The sequence below is a fragment of the Mycobacterium botniense genome (assembly GCF_010723305.1).
GTDB classification, from domain to species: Bacteria; Actinomycetota; Actinomycetes; order Mycobacteriales; family Mycobacteriaceae; genus Mycobacterium; species Mycobacterium botniense.
Window position 1 is genome coordinate 19,722 of sequence record NZ_BLKW01000003.1, and the last position, 16,265, is coordinate 35,986.

Genomic DNA, 16,265 nt, shown 5'->3' on the forward strand with positions numbered 1-16,265 from the left:
CCGATGCCGGGCCGGAACCCCAGCGACGCCAGCCATTGGCCCATGTTGACGGTGGTGGGCAATCCGACGTTAGGGATGCCGAGCGCGCCGGCGATGACGCGGCCCACCATCCCCGAGCAGTCGTGGCGTGTGGCTTGACTGTAGGGCGTGCCGATCATCGAGTAAGCGGCCTGCACGTCGGGTCCGATGGCTCCCCCGCCTTGACGGTGCAGCGCGCGCCGGAACGCGTACACCGCGCCGTGACCGCCCATCGCGTCCACGTCGTCAGCGGTGAGGACGTGCTCGCCGTCTGCGCCCCAAAACAGCGCCGAGTCTTTGCCTTTCGGCCCAGGAGCGCGCAGCGGGCCACCGCCGGAGTGGCCGGCGAGCTGATGGTAGAGCCCTACGCCCGCGCCGCCTATGCCGCCGATGGCGGTTCCCCAAGGCCCGAACACCGATCCGAGGGCGGCACCGGTCGCGGCATCGGTGCCGACCACGGCCGCGCCGTGCCAGAACCCGCTGGGACCCGTCGCGTGTTGCAGCGCGTCACCGCCAAGCTGCGCGCCGAGAGCCAAGGCGCCCCCCTTGGCGAGACGTCCCAAAGCGCCGCTGAGGCGCCCGTCGAGGCGGTGGCCGCGTCCTCCTCGGCGACGATCGTGCCGAGCCCGCTGGCGATTGGCGCGAGAACGGTTTCGGCGATCTTGGCGGCCTTGAATATCGCCCACGCGCCGCCCAGCGCGCCGAGCGCGTCGATGACGCCATGCATGATGCCTGGATGCTGCGCTAGGGCGTTAGCTACGTCCTTGACGACGTTCAGGGCGGTCGTCGCGGCGGGCAGGAAGTCGTTACCGATCGCAATCGCGGCCGCCCCGAACGCGGCCTTCGCGTCACGCATTTTCGCGTTGAGAGTTCCCTGGGATTCGTGGAATCCCTTGACCGTTCCGTCCGCCTCCTGGGTGCTCTCGGCGATCCCTTTGATCCTGCCGTTGACCTCGTCGGTGTGCTCTCCGGTGATTTGCAGCGCGACCGCGGCGGCGGACATTGTTCCGGTCACTTCGTTGAGTGCCTGGTTCAGCGTCTCCAGGGTCTGCCGGCCGCCGGTTAGCCGCTTGCTGAAGCCTTCGACCTTGTCGTCGAGCGCCTGGTATTGCTTGAGCTGCGTCGCGTCCTGCTCGTTCGACTTACGAACAACCATCTGGTATTCGCGGTGCCCAATTGTGTGGTTGTGCAACGCCTCAGCGGCCTGCCTCGCGGCCGGCGACATCTTGGTCAGCATCTCGTTCATGTCGTTGACCGCTTGCGCGCTCTTGAGCACATCGCCGGTGTTGAGCAGCTTTGTCGACGGGTCTACCTTCTGTGCGAGCGTGTTGTAGAGGTATTGCATCGTGCCCGCCAGGCCGCGCCCGTTCGGGCCGCCGAGCTTCTGCGACACGTCGTCTGCGTCAATCCCCCACTGCTGCATCGCCTGCCGCGCCGGAGCGTCCGCCCCGGACAGGGCGCGCATCGCGTTGTTCATTTGCTCGGCGCCCTGAGCCGCCGACGTACCAGACTGGGTGATCTGCGCCAGCGTCCCCCACACATCAGCCAATGAGAGGTGCAGTTGTGCGGCGGTCGGCTCAATCGTGTGTAGCGCGCCCGCGAATTCCTGCAAGGGAACCTTGGATTCGCCGACCGCGGTCACCAGCTGCGACATGACTTTCGCCGCCTGGTCGGCCGGGATGTGGAAGTCCTGAAGCGACGTCGTCAGCACGTTGACGACCTCGGGCAGCGGCGCCTGCTCCGCGTTGGCGCCCTGCGCCGCGGCCTGCAACACCTTGAACCCGTCGGCGGCCGAGTATCCGGCCTTGGTGATGGTGTACATGCCCTCGGCCAGCTCACCGGCGGTGTAGCCGACTTGGCCGGCCAGCTTCAGAATGCCGTCGGAGGCGGTTTTCAAGTCCTGTGCTGGAAGGCCGGCCGAGGCATGCAGTTTCATCATCGCCTGCTGGAAATCGCCGGCCTTCTTAGTGGTTTCGACGAACGCCACACCGAGGCCAGCTACGGAGGCGACACCGATCGCGTTGAACACCTGGCCGGCGCGGCTGGCCGAGGTCGCGCTCTTGTCCATCGCGCTGCCGAGCCGGCTGTGCGCGGCCTCGGCGGCGACCATCGCATCGACGTGATCACGTTGTGCTTTCGATGCGCGGGCATGCGAGTCGGCTAACGCCACGTTGGCTGCAGCGGCCTTGCTGCTGTCGGCGCCGTATTTCGCGGTGGTCTCGTTGAGCCGCTTTTGGGCCACCTCGACTTGGCCCATCGACCGCATCATGCGCCGCGCGGCTTCTTCCTCGGCGGCTGCCGCAGCACGGTATTCGTCTTGCAGTCCGCGCAGCGCGGCGCGCGCGGCGCTGCCGTCGATCGCCGACAACGCTCGTGTCAGCGCGCCGCCGAGGCCGCGTCCGATGTCGTCACCGGCGCGGCTGAAAATCGCTTTCGCTTCGCGGGCGGCCAGTTGGGCGGCCGCGACATCGAGCCGTGACTTGACATCTAAATAGACCGGCACGGCTCACTCACCGCCTTTCATACCGTAGAGGCCGACGCTTATGTGGCTTTTAGCGCGCCGCACTAACTCAGCGCGCTCTAACTCCTTGCGCTCAAGCAAGATCGCGTCCAATGGCTCCAACAGCGCCGCGATGTCTGGTTGCGGAGCGCCACGGTCCGCGCGTAAAGCCGCCAACTCACGGGTCATGCGCGCCAACAGTTTCCTGTCGTACGTCCAGTCGATGTAGGTGGCGATCACCTTCACGTCTTTGGGAGGAGCCCCGGCGGCCGGAATTCTTAGCAACTTGCCGGTGAGCTGCTTGTCCTCGCCGACATATTCAGCGACACGGAAGGTGCGCTCGGATGCTTCTTTAAATTTGGAGTTCTCTGGCAGCCCGTCGAGCAGCGCGAGCATTTCTCGGCTGCTCATCGTGCCCTGATGCCACTCCGCTATCCGCCTCCGGCAATGAATCTGTAGGTCGGCCTCAATCTGTGTCGGAAACAGCCTCCACAATTTGATCGCCTCGGTCACTTTTGGGGTCGGCTTTGCGCCGCTCCGCAAGCTCCCGGCCCATCTTCTGCCAGATCAGGGTCACGTCGACAGCGCGACCGCCCGCCGCCCGGAAAGCCTCGTAACGGTCCCCGAAAATCGCCCGCGCTAACTGAATGTTGTAGTTTTCCACGAGCACACCGTTTTTGCGGTTCGGTTCCTTGAGTTCGCCGCGGCGGATAACTTTCCGTTCTCGTCGATTTCGTCGTCCTCGCGGTCCCACGATTCCACTTCGAGCTGCAAAGCGTCGTAGCGGGCCAGCTGCTCGTCGTCGAGCAAAGAAGGGTTGGGTATCTCGAATACCTCGCCTTTGGGGGTGATGATGCGCTCGCTGGCGGTGAATCCCATGTATTCGGCGGCCTGTGCGCGCGCCGCCTCGAACGAATCGTGACTGTGGGAAACCTGCTCCTGCATAAATGTGTCTCCTGCCTGTTTGTCCTCTGCGCGGGTCTGCGTGGATCGCCGCGGCGGCCCGGCCACGGAGACAAACCGGCCGCCGCGGCGCGAATGTTCGTGTTGCGTTGTGTCAGGACGCGGTTGAGGTGAACGGAGCCGACTGCGGGCCGGTCACTGTGGCGTTGGCCCCTGTCGCGGTCACCTGAATCGCGTTATACGTGGTCGATGCGGTCAGGCCCGAAATCGTCAACGTCGTCAGGCCGCCCGACACCGACGGCGAACCGGACAGGGTTGCCGCCGACCACGCGCCGGTCGGTGTCTGCTGAATCTGCACCGAGTACACCGGGGACGTGATGTCGATCGGTGTCGGGAACGTGATCGTCGCATTGAGGCCGGTCACCGGCGTGACCGTGGGAACCGCGGTCTCAAACTGCAGATTGCCCGCTCCCAGCCATGCCGTGCCGGCGCGGCACACCCACATCGTCTGCTTGGTGAACGGGTCCGGCAGCACTTCGTAGGTGAGCTCCGAGGAATCCGGGTTCTTGCGGGCAAGCTCGTTCTTGCCCTTCTTGTCGGTGATGATGCGCGGGAACACGCGCGCCACCAGGTTCGCGTCGGTGTCAACACCGATCAGCACCAGCGTGCGCTCGCGTGGCACATCGGTGTTGCCGCGAGCCACACCGTAGCCAGGTGTGCCAAGCGCCGGGATCCCCGTCAGCGGGAGCTCGAACTTCAGGTAGTCGATCAGCGGGTTCGACTCGAGCGGAGTGAAGTTCACCTTGTCGTCGAGCTTGGTCAGCACGTTACGCACCGAGCGCACCAGCTGCGCTGATGGCGTCTGCTGCAGCGTTTGGTCCGGGGTCCAGTCGGTGGCGTCCTCTTTCAGCAGGCCGAGGTCGTAGAAGTTCACAGCACTGTTCGGTGACGTGACCAACAGGTCGCCACGGATCGACACGTTGTCGGCGGCGAACGGTGTGAACAGCTGCGCGGGTCCGCTGGCGGTTTGGACGGTGCCGAGCCCGACAGCCGGTGACGCCAGGTTGAACGTGCCGGTCGGATCGTAGTCGCGGATCAGCCCGTGGGTGATCTGCCAGTACCGAACATTCAGCGGGTTCAGGTTGTCTTCGAGGACTTCGGCCCAAGTGCCGCCGGTTGCGGGAAGTGTCATGATATTTCCTTTCGGGGCGCGATAGCGTCAAAGCCGAAAAACAGCAAGACGCGCAGCGGGTTTTGCGCAAACTATGCGGAGAAGCGCAAAGGCAGAAAGTATCTCGCGTAGTACCGTTTGATGAACGGGTCTTCGTAGGGTTGGTAGACCGGCATCTGATGTGTTCGCGGCCCAAGACCGCTCACCGTCGCGGTTTCGCCGCTAGGAAGCCTAATAATGTCCCCCATTGTGAGGCTAATGATCTGGTGGTGGGCTTTCCACGCCCACTCGTCACACTCGGCTATCGTGGCGGCCAGCGTATGCACGCTGATGATCGCGTTGCACCAGTACTTGTCGTCGTTGCCGGCGATGCCGTTGACGAGGTAGTACGGCAGCGCGACATCTGGCTCGCTGTCACCGGATCCGGCTCCCGGCTGGGGGCGCTCAGGACCGACACCTGCTGCGCCGAGCGGCAGCAACACGCCGATGCCGACCTGTGTCGGTGATGGCGTCGTGCCGTAGTTGAGGCTCACCGGCCGCGCCTGCCACGTGATCGTGCTGCTTTGAACGCGGCCGAGCGTGCGATGCGGGCCTGCCGCACGTCGCGGGCAGCGGCCGCGATCTCATGCGCCGCGGCGCCTTCCGCGGACAGTTTCGCGAAACGCTCCAGCTCTGCGCGCAGATGCGCGTGCGCGTACGCGACACCCTCGTCGGCCATCGAGTCGCGGCCGGTCGACGAAAACGATGGGCCGCCTTCGGCGCCGAACATGGCGGCCGCTTTGGTGAACGGCGCGTACTCGGGCATGTGGCTGGTGCCGATCTCAATCCACACGGCTTTCTTGTCGCGGGAGATGACACGGCGGCCGCCGTCAGGCAGCGGCTCGACGTGCACAGCGTTGCGGGCATCTCCTATTTCGCCTTCTGCTGGCGCCGCCCGGTGCGGTGGCCGGTCACCGAAAACCGGGGTGAGCGCCTTCACCTGCTCGCACACCTCGCGCGCCAGCTCATCCACCGCGTCTTGCACTTCCGCGCTGGCCAGCCCGGCGGCGAACTCGTCTTCGACGCTCACCCTGCCCTCCATTCGCAATTGACCAACACGTGATCGGGCAGGCCATCTATGTCGTAGTGGATTTGCGGCAGCCCGAGCACCTTGTAGTCGCGCTGGGCTTGCGGGTCCGCGCGTCGCGGCCTGATCCAACACGAGTTAGTGATCGTCGCAGCGACTTGGTCGCCGTTGTCGTCCACACCGGGCACGCCGACACCAGCAACGTATGGCAGGAACGCCCACGCCTGCTCGGCGCTGGTGATGGTGTCCGTTTGTTTCTCGATCGCGGAAATGTGTGTGACCGGCTCAAATACGCACCCGTAGACCCATACCACCGACTCGGTTGTGATCGGCTGATTCATCGCGTCAACTCGACCGGTGGGCGCTTTCGTGACCACGCCCAGCGTGTCGGCGCCGGGATAGCTAGTCATTGTCGTATTCCCACCAGTCCCAGCCGAGGTTACCGAACTGGTCCGACCATTGGGTCGGCCACCCTTGCTCTTGGTCCGCGGCGTAAAAATCGTTTGGGCGGCACGATGACATGGGCAGCGCCTCCAACGGGATCCCCAACAGCATCTTGTGGTTGTCGGTGAACTGGAGCGCTTTCATCGGGTCGGTGAAGCTGCCACCCTCAATGCGGTGCCCAACGGTGCGGGAAAACTGGCTGAGCTTGCTGTACCGCTGATAGCGCACGGCTGAGCTGACCACATCCCACACAACGAACTGCGCGGTCGGGTCGGTCGATGGCAACCCTGCGCCTTGCGGCCCGTTGGCGTATATCCACTGAGACGCCACCTGCAGCAGCAGGTGCACGATCGCCTGCTGCTGCGCGGTGAGCGGCGGCCCGTCCCACAACGCCAGGAACTCCTGCAAGTTGAGAAACGGAATCATTCACATTCACCAGCCCTCGATAAGCCGCAGCTCAAGCTGTGCGCCGGGGCCGTCCGCTATCGCGTACAACGGCAACTGCTGGCCGTTGCACGAGTCAATGAGGGGCAGCCGGCATATTTGGCCTGGCAGCAACCGGATACCGATCTGCTGGGGTTCTAGCGCGGCCGGGGCGCCAGCATTGACCACAACATTCGGCGCGGCGTTCCTATCCCCCAAACCGGCGCTGGAGTTGAGCACCAGCACCGCCGCAACGGGAGGCAACGCGATCTCGGTCACCGTCTCGCCGACGCTGATTGCCGGCGCGGTCATCCTGTCAGCCTGTCAGCCTAGAAGGTCGACGAGTTCTTGTTTGGACAGTGCTTCCAGTGCACGGCGGTCGTGGTTTTGGGCGACGCCATATTCAACCCACGTCTCCTTGGGGCGACCCGCGGCGGTTTTTTCGGCTCATCCGGTTCGGGCTGCTCACTGCCGGGACTGGCGACGGTCGCGGGTGTGTCCACTTCCTCGACCAGCCCGTGGGCGAGGAAATGAGCACGCTGCTCATCATCAAGCCACGGCAGCCAGCCGCCGGCGTAAACGTGATGGTTGCGGCCTGTCTGATCTTTGGCCACAACCAGAGGAGCGATCACACGGTAGCCACTCATTGTCAGAATCCCGTGATTTGGACGCCGGCTTTGGGTTCGATAATGATGGGAGTAGTGACGCGCCGGGCCCGGATACGCCAGCGGTCCTGTTTGTCCTCGCGCATCGTCTTCACCTGAATCATGGAGCGACCGTCGTCGTCGCCGCTGTTGTCGGACTGTGCGCCAACGTAGCCGGGCGCAGGCAGCCGCTCGTCAACCATCGCGCCGAACACCTTTGCGTCGAGAACCGCAACATACGGTGTGGTCGGCAAGTTCGGGGTTGATAGCCATTTCTTCCCCGCGATATTGGCTTGGAAGCCGATTCCCTGGAACACCGGCATTTCACGCACCCCGTGACCGAAATCTTCACGTGGCAACAGCAGCGCAAGCGTCGGGTCGGAGATCGCGGTGGCGAACGTGTTCAGGTCACAGAGCACCGTGTCAGCGATGTAGCCCTGTTTCAGCGCCCTCATCTGCTCCTCGGCGAGGAGGATGTCACGCAGAATGTTCGGGGCGCCTGAGCTGCCATTCCACGGCTTCGACGCGGGCTGTGTGGCTGTGATGGCGGCGACCACAGCCGACATCACCACCGAATCGACTTGCGCGACCATGCTGTTGACGAGCTTCGTGAATGCCCGCGACAGCACGTCGAAGTTCTGCCGGCTGATGTCCTCATCGGTGATGATCGTGTCCAGACCCCACTTGACCACGTTTGCGATCTGCGCCGGACCTGTGGGAATCGGAGACAGCGGGTATTCGTCGCCGGGTTGCACCGCTTGCGGGGTGTTCGCGGCGAAGATCGACTCGATCTGCTCGTAGATCACCGCGCCGTCTTCGGTGTAGAACTGGCCCGTCAGAACCTTATCGCCGACGAAAATCTGGTCGGCTATCGTCCGAAGGGCGCGCAATACCATCAACGGATCGTTGAGATAGCGGCTGATCGAGTAGACATCTTGGGTTGCTAGATTCCCGGTAGGGAAACCGGGTGGTTCGAGGAACGGCATCTCGACCTGGTCCTTTCCTTAAACTGGTGCCGCGCAACAGTTTTTCGTGGATAAAGAAAACCGGCGAAAACGGTTTTTCGCCGGTTTGGGGGTTTTCGCTTCCGTTAATGCTCGGCTAGGCGCACAACAGCAAGACCATTCGACGCGGCGCTCCAAGCCCTTCCGATGATCTGGGAATACGTAGTGTTCGAGCTGGCGTCGGCAACAGCCCCGCTGGCTGCTGCCTGAACAGGATCGCCAGCCGAGATCGATCCGGATGCGGCGAGCACGTGAACGCCACCGAAGTAGACGCTCACCGGCTGCCCGGCGACCGCGTTGTTCGCCGCGACACCAACCTCTGCGGATGTGGCGTCCGAGGTGGGCGCCACGGTCGGGGTGACGGTGCCTGAATTAGGCTGGCCGCCAGCAACACCGGGCGTGCCGGGAACCAGAGTCCCACCGGTGATCTGCACCAGTTGTCCCGCTGTCACCGCCGACCCGGCGACGCACGACGCCTGGGTGCCGGCGACGTAGAGGGGCACATAATCCTGTCCTGCCATGTCAGTTCACGCTCGCTTTCTTGGTGGGAATACCCAAAGACGCCATGATCCGCGCGTGCACACGTTCCTTGGCTTCCTGCTCAGGGTCGGGCGCTGCTTCGAAACCGACCTGTCCGCGCACACCCTGATGGCCGATCTCGCTGGTGGGAATCAAACCAGCGGCCAAACTTTCGAGAACCTGTTTGGTGCCTTCCCGGTCTGCTCTCAGCGAGTCCAGCCAGTGCTGCTTGCGGGCGGGCGCGATCTTGCCTTGCTGAATAGCCGCCATCACGATCCGCTCATCTTCTTCGGCGATCTGCCGGGCGCGGGCCTCCACACCCTGGGCGGCGGCTGCTTTCAGCTCGTCGAGTTGAGCCTGCTCGATCTGCACCAGGCCGTTATCCGCGCCGCTGGCGGTGACCTTCGCCGCGTCAGCGCGTTGTTTCAGCTCCGCTATTTTAGTGAGGATGGTGTCTTCGTCTGCCGACGCGTCAACACCGATCGCCTCCGCAATATCGGGTGAGAGAGCCACTATGGAGCCCCTTTCTGTGTCAGAATTTGTTGCTGCTTCGGTCTTGCCGCCGTCGTCATCGTCGTCGTCGTCGCTGATTTTGATGCCGAACTTCTTCGCAGCGGACTTGATGCGGTCCTTGATACTGGCTAATTCCGCTGCGCTGTAATCTTTCTGATTCTTCGGCATGTTGATGTACGACCATGCTGCGCGAACATGCTCAGCGGTGTCGATCGGGTATTTGCCGTTCTTCGGGTCCGCATACTTCACGTTCCCGTACGGCTTCGGGGTGTCGGCGGCCTCGATCACCAGCTCGATTGCCTTGCCGCCCATGCGCCCGGCGGCGGCGATGTCATACAGTCGGGCAACGTCCTGTAGGCTTTGCAGCGACTCGACACCAGGGCGTGTCGCTCCCAGCAGAGCCAACCCGGTCAACACGAACTCGTGCACGCTGCCATCAGGTGCGGTGTAGTCGTACAAACCTTCAATCGACCGGGACGGGTATGCGGACGGAAGAATCTCGGCCAGCCACTCGGGGACACCAACCATGTCCCCGATCAGCGCGCGACCGTCCTCAGATGCCCGCAGATTGTCCAGCCAGCCCACAGCCGGGTCGCCGGAGAAACGTGGATCGTTGTGCCCCAGCCTGATTACAGGCTTGCGCAGGATTCCTTTCTCATGGGCTTCGATCGCGGCCGCTATTTCCTTTTCGGTGCATTCCCATTCGCCGGTAGACAGATTCCACTTGCCCGTGCGCATCAGCTCCACACCGGGAACAGTTACGAGGTTCACCATAGTTTCAGTGCTCCTTTAGGGTTGCTCCTCGACCGCGGCGTTCGCCTGGCGTTGGCGGTGACTTTCGCACGCGACGAAAACGGTTGCTCCGGTTTGGCTTCCGTAATCGGCTCAGTGTCCGGCGGCGCGGGCAGCGGGTATTGCGCAGCATTTTCGCGTTGAAGTTGCGGGTCAACGGCAGGCAAACCCATCTGCTGGCGCTCGAAGGCTTCCAGCCGCGGGTCGGGGGTGATCAGGCCGGCGTTGACGAGCATCTGCAACGCGGCAGCCGAAGCGTCCTGGCGTGAACCGATCTCCTCACACACCAGCATCGGGCACGGCTCATCCTCACCGAAGTTGATATCCACAAGGTCTTCGACGATGTGCGCCTGGGCGGTGTCGCGTATATCGTCGGCGACCTGCTGGACGCCTTCGCTAAACGTGTCAGCCTGAACGCTGGCCAGCGCGTAACTTCCGCCGCGGTCAAGGTTGAGGAAATGTGCCAGTGCGGCCAGAGCCATCTGCTTGTCGTGATACTCGACGGCCTGACGGATAAACCCAGAGGGCAAATTGCCTTCGACGCCGGCCAGTTTGAACTGGGCGCCGAACGGCAATGCCACACCGGCGTTGTTGCCGCCCCGATACTGGCGTGCGATGTCCAAGTACGGTTGCAGCGATTGATCGCCGACGCTGGCTTCCGACACCGACTCGGGCGCGATCACCACCGGGACACCGACACCGTTACGCCGCGCAGCTGTGGCCTCGATACGAATGAACTCGTCTTTTAGCAGCCAATGCTTGTAGGCGGGACGGAACAGGCTGTTTCCGATCCACTGGCCGGGGTCTGGGTCGCGCACATACACCACGAGGCGATTGACCGGAATCTGCAATTGCAGCCCCTGCATGCCTCCGGTCACCCCCAGGGGAGTCCCGAACGATGTGCCGGGCGGGAATTGGGTTATCCCGATCAAGCCGCCGTCTAAATCGATGTCCCAATACGCGATCGTGGACGACGGCCGCGGCGCCAGCTTGCGCAGATACGCGCGGCCATCCTCTCCGATCCGATACACCTGCTCGAACACTTGGTGACCGTACTGCAAATGCCGCAATGCCAGCTTAAGATGCTGCGACCACGAAAACCTGTCCCTAATACGAGGCTTCGGCTTCGACTCGTCAGCGCCCACGATAGGCAGCCCGAGGTTAGCGGCGACAAACTCGGTGACCTCATCGCGCGCACCATTGGGGTCGATTCGCCACGCGGTGCGCAACACCGGCAACGCGATCGCGTAATACACGCTGGCAAGGCGTGAATCTTCCCGCCACATGCGCGTATACGTGCGGACACTGTTCGGCCACAGCAGCTCTGGAACCTGCTCGAACTGGTCCCACTGTGAAAACGCCGACAGCATGCCAGGGAACGGGTTAGCGAACCCGGCTTCAGTTACCGGCACCGCTGTCTTCGTGTTATGTCCAGCTACACGCCGCGGAAGACGCTTCGCGGGGGTCCTAAGTGGTGCTGTAGCGGGAATACTGCGCTTCGGCGCCATATATTCCCTCCTTTAGCCTTAAAACAGGACTAGAAACGCACGCTCATCGCATCGAACTCGCGCTCAAACACGTCCTGCGACGACTTCGGCTCCTGCCGTTCCATCAGCGGGGACGGAGCCCGCTTCGGCGGCACACTGAATGTCAACAAACCCCAATGAGCCAACGTGACCGCCATCAACTGCACAATCTGGCCGCCCGGCGACTTATCCCACGCGAAACGGCCACCCGGCAGCTCTCGTTTGACGGCTGAAACGACTGACGAATCCAGAATCTCCTGTCCCGGATGACTGATCTGCCCAGCCAGCACCGCTTCGAGGAAACCCTCGCAGGCCATCGCCAAATCGGAGGCATTCGTCATGTGCGGTTCAATGCCCGCCTCAACTAGATACGGCCTCAACACCGCAGCGGGGGAACGCTGGTCGATCACCAGCGCCACCGGATCAGCCTCTGTAACAACATCGACGATCCGCTCCGCGACCTCAGTCGGTGCACCCGACCCGCTCCAACCAATCTCGACGTGCACACCGCCGCCGCTTAAGAATTGCGCGCCAGAGATTGCCCACTGCTTGGTGACTGGATCGCGGTCCACGCCAAGCACCTGCGGATAAAGACCGGTGAGCGCAGGCGCCCGGTCAGCCAGGCTTCCCCACAGATCAGCACCAATAGGCGGCTGCGTGACCTCGGCCAGCGTCGGCCAGTCACCGATCCCCAACCGCTCAACGAGGAAGATTTTCGGTGTGTGGATGAGCGCCTGATACTCGTCTTCAATGTATTCCGGCGTTATCCGATAACCCATGCCGGGATTGGCGCGGGCACGCTCCCTTGGACTTGCGGGATCGGCCCCCTCCTCACACGAAAATTCGGCATAACACAGCCTCGGACTGCTGCCCTCCAACGCCCGCTTGCGAACACTGGCGAACACATACCCCTTGTCGTGGACCTCTTGGTCCACAGCGCTGCCCATGTACCACAGCTGCGGGTTAGGCCGCGCCGCCAGCGTCGGCATCAGCGCACCGATCGACGCGGACTCAAGGATCATGGCCTCATCGAGAATCACGCAATCACCAGACAAACCGCGGCCGCCGCCCTTGGTGCGCGTCTTGAACTTCACCCGCTGCCCCGTCGCGAGCTCGAAACCCTCCTTACCGTTTGACCGGCTCACCGTGAACTTCTCACCCGACGCGTCCAACCACTGCTCAAGCCGGCGCATCGTCTCCATCGCCGTGTCAAACAGGTGCGCCGAGTAGACGATCAGCTCCTCGCCGAACAAGAACAGCCCGGCAAGAATCCGCGCCTCAGCCAACACCGACTTGCCATTCTGCCGCGGCACACACAAGCCGACCTCGAACGCCGACCATCTGCCGCCCGCCAGCTCGCCTAGACTGTGCTCAAGGATGAGCTTTTGCCACGGGTCAAGGACCAGTCCCACCGACGCCGCGAACTCGACAGCCTCAGCCGCCGCGCTTGTCACCGCTGGCGGTACCACCAGAATCCGCGGCGTCTGGTCGCCCAGCAGCGGCTTTTCGCTGACGCTCAGCACGTTTTCGGGCAAGTTCGTCCCTCTTGGAGATTCGCGGCTTCTCAACGGCGTCGATCTGCGCGAGAACGTCCATCAATCGCGCAGACAGCGCCGCAACATCACGCGACGACTCGCAACCGTCGATTTCAGCGGCCAACTTGTCGCGCAGCGCCCGCAACGTGGCCGCGCGATCACCACGCCCGGCCACACCAGCCAACGTCTGCCGACGCACTCTCACCGGACCGTCACCGCCATGTTTTTTGCTTCGGGGAGAGAAATTGGTGACCCAGGTGCGGGTCGCTGGGGTGGGGGGGTGGTCGAACATTTTTTCGGGGGTGGTTGCCATGCGCCCATCTTCGGTGGTCAGAGGATGTGGGTTGGTTTGCTGACTGGTTGATCGGTGGCGGTGTTCACCACGGCCATTGCAGGGCTTGGTGTCCTAGGTCGAGGATTGGGTGTTTGCTAGGTTTGCCGGTTAGTGCTGGTCTTAAATGGTCGCGGGAGCCGTCGCCGCGTTCGCTGTTGCAGTGTGTGTAGCAGCCGGTCGGCGAGTTTGCCTCCTGCTGAGCGGGGCAGGCTGTGGTCGCCGGATAGTCCTTGGCTGAGGTACATGGGTTCGCCGCACCACCAGCATGGGGTGCCGTCTACGTGGTTTCGTTTGAGGCGTGCGACTTGTTGTTTGTGTCGGTATCCCAGTCCGCGTTGGCTGGTGGTGAGTTTGTGGGGTGCCATCGGATGCCGTCGGATTGGGTGGCTGCTATGCGCTGGGTTTGACGTGGATGGTGAGGGTGCCGTCGTCGTTGTGGGTGACGGTGGTGGTGATGGGTAGCCGGTCGTGGTTGTGCAGTGCTTGTGCCATGTGTTCGGCGAGCTGCATGCCTTCGTCGACGGTGTAGATCCGGGCGGCTGCCGCGGACCCTGTGGGTAGCTGTTGCATGGCCGCCATTTGTTGGAGGCGTTCGCGTAGTTGTTGCACCTGCTCCGGCGTGATCGGCGTCGTCATTCGTGCGGGCACTCCGGTTTGACCTGCGTGATGGAGCGGATTGCAAGCTGTGACAGATGGGCTTTCATGTCGTGGTCGACGGTGAGTGAAAGCAGGCGTTTGCCGCAGTGTTGGCAGTAGATGTTGGCGACCTTGTAGCCGTCTTGGTCGGCTGCTTTGGGGTCGTCGCGGTGGTTGATGGTGTAGCCGCGGCGCTCCAGCGTGTGTTGTGCGGCTTCGGCGAGGTCGGTGGCGAGTTTGCGGATTCGGCCTTGGGATTCTTTGGACTGATTGAATTGGCTGAAGTGCATGAGCCTGCGTGGCCGGCCGTCTGGGTGCGGAAGGTTGTGCCAGGACTCGGCGAGCAGTTTGGTGACGTCTGGGCGGGGCATGGCGTGGCGGGCTTTCTGAGGAGTCGTTGGGCGATCAATCCCGCGACAGCAGCGTTGGGCATGGGAAGCTCCCAGGTGTTGGGCTGTGGTCGCGCGAGGCCGGTTCAACGTCTACGCATGAGAAACGCCACCCGGTTTTGGGGACACGTGTGGCGTGGTTTCAGATGTTAGCTGATGAATTACAGGCGTGCAATTAGGCTGAGTGCACGAGTTGTTGGGCGCGTTGGTGTGACACGTCGAGGACTTTGCCGATGTCGCGGACGGTTAGGCCGTTGGCTTTCAGTTCTCGGGCGGCGGCCCGGTATTCGGCGGCTGCTTCGGTTTGTGCTTGGGCGGCGCGGCGTCGCAGTTCGTCGGCGTGCTGCAGGTGTGCGCTGACGGAAGTGGGCAGTTCGATTTTGACTTCGACGTTGAATGAGTCTTCTGGCACGTCGAGGTAGACGGCGATGAGGTCGCGTGCCATCGGCTCGACGTCGGTGAGCCGGCGGGCCTGGGTCGGTAGTCCTTCATCGGGGTTGTTTCCGAGGCCAGGAATGCGGATGAACCACCATCTGCCCTCGTCGGGGCTGGCGATCGCCGTGTAGGTTTTCATCGCCACCATCCTTTCCCGAGTTTGATCTCGCATTCTTTGTAGATGCCTTCGGCGTCGCGGTTGATGATTTCGCGGTGGCGTGGTATGGGGATTGGCGCGCCGTCGAGGTCGTAGATGTCGTGGTTGCCGCCGTGGCGTTTGATGGTGAATTGCATGTTGCGCGCTTTGGCTGCTTTTTGGATTTTCTTGATGACTTCTGTCCGTTTCGGCATACTACCAGTCTAGTCTGGACTAGACAAATCTGTCAAGATCGGGCTAGACAAAAACGGTGTTCATTCGAGCACTCCAGCGGGCAGACGGCGTTTAAAGCATCCGGCTCGGGCCGTTTACCCTGCGCCGCCGGCACACAAGAAACCCTCTTGCTCTATTCCAGTACGCCGGCTGGAAGCTCGTAGCCCAATACCTTGGCTAAAAACAGGAACCGCTCAGGGCCCCAGGTGGTGCGACAGTGCTGGCAGACGCAGCCGGCGGTGGTGATTTGGAGTGCTGGCTGGCGGACGAGTTCACCGGCGGAGTCATGGCGGTAGATGGTTTTCTTTCCGCATGCCGGGCAGGCCGCGGGCAGGTGTTTGACGGGTGTGTCGGTGAGCATGTTGGTGATGCGTTCGGCCCATTTTCTGATCGCGCCGGTTTTGTCGTGGATGTCGGCGACGTCGTGGGGGCGCCATTTTCGGCTCTGTATGGCCCGTAGACGCAAGAGATTGTCACTGGGGTGGATAGTCCGGCTGGGTTGCGGTGGTTTTGCGGCCAGGAGGGCTCCCAGTGGGCTACTGTGGCGTCGATTTCGCGTAGCAGGTCGAGGGCGTCGATCCACGCGGGTGGTTGGGAGGCTGCGATTCCGGTGCGGTCGCGTTTGGTGCCGGGCACGGCTTCGCGGAGCTGGTCGTAGAGGCTGTCCAGCCACACGATTCTCGTGCCGGTGTGCTGTGGTTTGGGATCGATGAGGGCGCTGATGGCGTAGTCGAGCTGTCGGCGCGCGTCGGACAGCGGTGAGCTTCGCCTACGTTTGGGTGACGCCATTGGTGCTGTGCGTGGTGCGCTGCTCATAGCGGTGTGCGCCAGTCGAGTGCGTCGATGGCCGTGTCATGCTGCGCTGTCATTGGGCGTGCTCTGGTTGGCGGCTTGTTTGAGCAGGTTTTCCCACTCGTCTTGGCTGGCTGGGGTGGTGTGAGCGTTCAGGGCTGCCCAGTAGGCGTTGACGCGGTGTGTGGGTGTCCAGTGCGGTGGGTAGTCGGCAGGTTCGGCCGCAGGCGGCGCGGGCGGCAGTTCGTCGC

Annotated in this window: 23 protein-coding genes and 1 pseudogene; all 24 read right to left on the reverse strand. The window is 62.9% G+C overall.

What is annotated here, in order from left to right; all coding sequences use genetic code 11:
- Positions 1-397 precede the first annotated feature (397 nt).
- Positions 398-2,521, reverse strand: coding sequence for a phage tail tape measure protein (locus G6N08_RS10050; RefSeq protein ID WP_163756940.1), 2,124 nt, complete (start codon positions 2,519-2,521; stop codon positions 398-400).
- 3 nt (positions 2,522-2,524) lie between these two features.
- The gene (locus G6N08_RS10055; RefSeq protein WP_157139269.1) at positions 2,525-2,929 is read right to left on the reverse strand and encodes a hypothetical protein; all 405 of its coding nucleotides are present in this window, start codon (positions 2,927-2,929) and stop codon (positions 2,525-2,527) included.
- Between the two features lie 55 nt (positions 2,930-2,984).
- Positions 2,985-3,182, reverse strand: a complete 198-nt coding sequence (locus G6N08_RS20675; RefSeq protein ID WP_246216724.1) for a hypothetical protein — start codon at positions 3,180-3,182, stop codon at positions 2,985-2,987.
- Positions 3,158-3,463, reverse strand: a complete 306-nt coding sequence (locus tag G6N08_RS20680; protein ID WP_246216725.1) for a hypothetical protein — start codon at positions 3,461-3,463, stop codon at positions 3,158-3,160. The genes G6N08_RS20675 and G6N08_RS20680 overlap by 25 nt, the downstream gene beginning before the upstream one ends.
- A 112-nt stretch (positions 3,464-3,575) precedes the next feature.
- Positions 3,576-4,613: a fibronectin type III domain-containing protein gene (locus tag G6N08_RS10065; protein WP_163756942.1), complete on the reverse strand. Its 1,038-nt coding sequence runs from the start codon at positions 4,611-4,613 to the stop codon at positions 3,576-3,578.
- A gap of 71 nt (positions 4,614-4,684) precedes the next feature.
- Positions 4,685-5,125: a hypothetical protein gene (locus tag G6N08_RS10070; protein ID WP_163753174.1), complete on the reverse strand. Its 441-nt coding sequence runs from the start codon at positions 5,123-5,125 to the stop codon at positions 4,685-4,687.
- Positions 5,122-5,661: a hypothetical protein gene (locus G6N08_RS10075; RefSeq protein ID WP_003921266.1), complete on the reverse strand. Its 540-nt coding sequence runs from the start codon at positions 5,659-5,661 to the stop codon at positions 5,122-5,124. Before G6N08_RS10075 ends, G6N08_RS10070 begins: the two co-directional genes overlap by 4 nt.
- Entirely contained in the window at positions 5,658-6,068 is a 411-nt protein-coding gene (locus G6N08_RS10080; RefSeq protein ID WP_163753181.1) for a hypothetical protein, read from the reverse strand. Before G6N08_RS10080 ends, G6N08_RS10075 begins: the two co-directional genes overlap by 4 nt.
- Positions 6,061-6,528: a hypothetical protein gene (locus tag G6N08_RS10085; RefSeq protein WP_163756944.1), complete on the reverse strand. Its 468-nt coding sequence runs from the start codon at positions 6,526-6,528 to the stop codon at positions 6,061-6,063. The genes G6N08_RS10080 and G6N08_RS10085 overlap by 8 nt, the downstream gene beginning before the upstream one ends.
- Positions 6,529-6,534: 6 nt before the next feature.
- The gene (locus G6N08_RS10090) at positions 6,535-6,837 is read right to left on the reverse strand and encodes a hypothetical protein (RefSeq protein ID WP_003921269.1); all 303 of its coding nucleotides are present in this window, start codon (positions 6,835-6,837) and stop codon (positions 6,535-6,537) included.
- Between the two features lie 17 nt (positions 6,838-6,854).
- Entirely contained in the window at positions 6,855-7,172 is a 318-nt protein-coding gene (locus G6N08_RS10095) for a hypothetical protein (RefSeq protein WP_163753183.1), read from the reverse strand.
- 2 nt (positions 7,173-7,174) lie between these two features.
- On the reverse strand, positions 7,175-8,155 hold the full coding sequence (locus G6N08_RS10100; protein ID WP_163753185.1) for a phage major capsid protein: 981 nt from the start codon (positions 8,153-8,155) through the stop codon (positions 7,175-7,177).
- A 104-nt stretch (positions 8,156-8,259) separates the two neighbouring features.
- Positions 8,260-8,694, reverse strand: a complete 435-nt coding sequence (locus G6N08_RS10105; RefSeq protein WP_163756946.1) for a capsid cement protein — start codon at positions 8,692-8,694, stop codon at positions 8,260-8,262.
- 1 nt (position 8,695) lies between these two features.
- The gene (locus G6N08_RS10110; protein ID WP_163756948.1) at positions 8,696-9,979 is read right to left on the reverse strand and encodes a DUF6582 domain-containing protein; all 1,284 of its coding nucleotides are present in this window, start codon (positions 9,977-9,979) and stop codon (positions 8,696-8,698) included.
- Positions 9,973-11,367 (reverse strand): phage portal protein family protein, encoded by a 1,395-nt coding sequence (locus G6N08_RS10115; protein ID WP_163756962.1) that lies wholly within the window; start codon positions 11,365-11,367, stop codon positions 9,973-9,975. Before G6N08_RS10115 ends, G6N08_RS10110 begins: the two co-directional genes overlap by 7 nt.
- A 167-nt stretch (positions 11,368-11,534) precedes the next feature.
- Complete coding sequence (locus G6N08_RS10120) at positions 11,535-12,977, reverse strand: terminase large subunit domain-containing protein (RefSeq protein ID WP_163756950.1); 1,443 nt, start codon at positions 12,975-12,977, stop codon at positions 11,535-11,537.
- Entirely contained in the window at positions 12,958-13,371 is a 414-nt protein-coding gene (locus G6N08_RS20685; protein ID WP_246216726.1) for a hypothetical protein, read from the reverse strand. Before G6N08_RS20685 ends, G6N08_RS10120 begins: the two co-directional genes overlap by 20 nt.
- Positions 13,372-13,782: 411 nt before the next feature.
- The gene (locus G6N08_RS10130) at positions 13,783-14,028 is read right to left on the reverse strand and encodes a hypothetical protein (RefSeq protein ID WP_163756952.1); all 246 of its coding nucleotides are present in this window, start codon (positions 14,026-14,028) and stop codon (positions 13,783-13,785) included.
- On the reverse strand, positions 14,025-14,399 hold the full coding sequence (locus G6N08_RS10135; protein ID WP_163756954.1) for a hypothetical protein: 375 nt from the start codon (positions 14,397-14,399) through the stop codon (positions 14,025-14,027). The genes G6N08_RS10130 and G6N08_RS10135 overlap by 4 nt, the downstream gene beginning before the upstream one ends.
- A gap of 193 nt (positions 14,400-14,592) precedes the next feature.
- Entirely contained in the window at positions 14,593-14,991 is a 399-nt protein-coding gene (locus G6N08_RS10140) for a hypothetical protein (RefSeq protein WP_163756956.1), read from the reverse strand.
- Positions 14,988-15,203 carry a hypothetical protein gene (locus G6N08_RS10145; RefSeq protein ID WP_163756958.1) on the reverse strand — a complete coding sequence of 72 codons (216 nt, stop codon included), beginning with the start codon at positions 15,201-15,203 and terminating at the stop codon, positions 14,988-14,990. Before G6N08_RS10145 ends, G6N08_RS10140 begins: the two co-directional genes overlap by 4 nt.
- Before the next feature lie 152 nt (positions 15,204-15,355).
- A complete protein-coding gene (locus G6N08_RS20340) occupies positions 15,356-15,688 on the reverse strand; it encodes a DUF7340 domain-containing protein (protein WP_218033370.1) in 333 nt (110 codons plus the stop codon).
- A gap of 47 nt (positions 15,689-15,735) precedes the next feature.
- A pseudogene (locus G6N08_RS21440) lies at positions 15,736-16,038 on the reverse strand (DUF7341 domain-containing protein); the annotation flags it as partial.
- Between the two features lie 36 nt (positions 16,039-16,074).
- Positions 16,075-16,265 (reverse strand): hypothetical protein (locus G6N08_RS10155; RefSeq protein ID WP_163756960.1); only part of this gene is annotated, 191 nt, incomplete at its 5' end.

What these genes read in the sequence shown, in the direction of transcription:
- G6N08_RS10055 (WP_157139269.1), bottom strand. Translation starts at nt 2,929, where the DNA reads ATGAGCAGCCGAGAAATGCTCGCGCTGCTCGACGGGCTGCCAGAGAAC.
- G6N08_RS20680 (WP_246216725.1), bottom strand. Translation starts at nt 3,463, where the DNA reads ATGCAGGAGCAGGTTTCCCACAGTCACGATTCGTTCGAGGCGGCGCGC.
- G6N08_RS10065 (WP_163756942.1), bottom strand. Translation starts at nt 4,613, where the DNA reads ATGACACTTCCCGCAACCGGCGGCACTTGGGCCGAAGTCCTCGAAGAC.
- G6N08_RS10080 (WP_163753181.1), bottom strand. Translation starts at nt 6,068, where the DNA reads ATGACTAGCTATCCCGGCGCCGACACGCTGGGCGTGGTCACGAAAGCG.
- G6N08_RS10085 (WP_163756944.1), bottom strand. Translation starts at nt 6,528, where the DNA reads ATGATTCCGTTTCTCAACTTGCAGGAGTTCCTGGCGTTGTGGGACGGG.
- G6N08_RS10090 (WP_003921269.1), bottom strand. Translation starts at nt 6,837, where the DNA reads ATGACCGCGCCGGCAATCAGCGTCGGCGAGACGGTGACCGAGATCGCG.
- G6N08_RS10095 (WP_163753183.1), bottom strand. Translation starts at nt 7,172, where the DNA reads ATGAGTGGCTACCGTGTGATCGCTCCTCTGGTTGTGGCCAAAGATCAG.
- G6N08_RS10100 (WP_163753185.1), bottom strand. Translation starts at nt 8,155, where the DNA reads ATGCCGTTCCTCGAACCACCCGGTTTCCCTACCGGGAATCTAGCAACC.
- G6N08_RS10105 (WP_163756946.1), bottom strand. Translation starts at nt 8,694, where the DNA reads ATGGCAGGACAGGATTATGTGCCCCTCTACGTCGCCGGCACCCAGGCG.
- G6N08_RS10110 (WP_163756948.1), bottom strand. Translation starts at nt 9,979, where the DNA reads ATGGTGAACCTCGTAACTGTTCCCGGTGTGGAGCTGATGCGCACGGGC.
- G6N08_RS10115 (WP_163756962.1), bottom strand. Translation starts at nt 11,367, where the DNA reads ATGCTGTCGGCGTTTTCACAGTGGGACCAGTTCGAGCAGGTTCCAGAG.
- G6N08_RS20685 (WP_246216726.1), bottom strand. Translation starts at nt 13,371, where the DNA reads ATGGCAACCACCCCCGAAAAAATGTTCGACCACCCCCCCACCCCAGCG.
- G6N08_RS10130 (WP_163756952.1), bottom strand. Translation starts at nt 14,028, where the DNA reads ATGACGACGCCGATCACGCCGGAGCAGGTGCAACAACTACGCGAACGC.
- G6N08_RS10135 (WP_163756954.1), bottom strand. Translation starts at nt 14,399, where the DNA reads ATGCCCCGCCCAGACGTCACCAAACTGCTCGCCGAGTCCTGGCACAAC.
- G6N08_RS10140 (WP_163756956.1), bottom strand. Translation starts at nt 14,991, where the DNA reads ATGAAAACCTACACGGCGATCGCCAGCCCCGACGAGGGCAGATGGTGG.
- G6N08_RS10145 (WP_163756958.1), bottom strand. Translation starts at nt 15,203, where the DNA reads ATGCCGAAACGGACAGAAGTCATCAAGAAAATCCAAAAAGCAGCCAAA.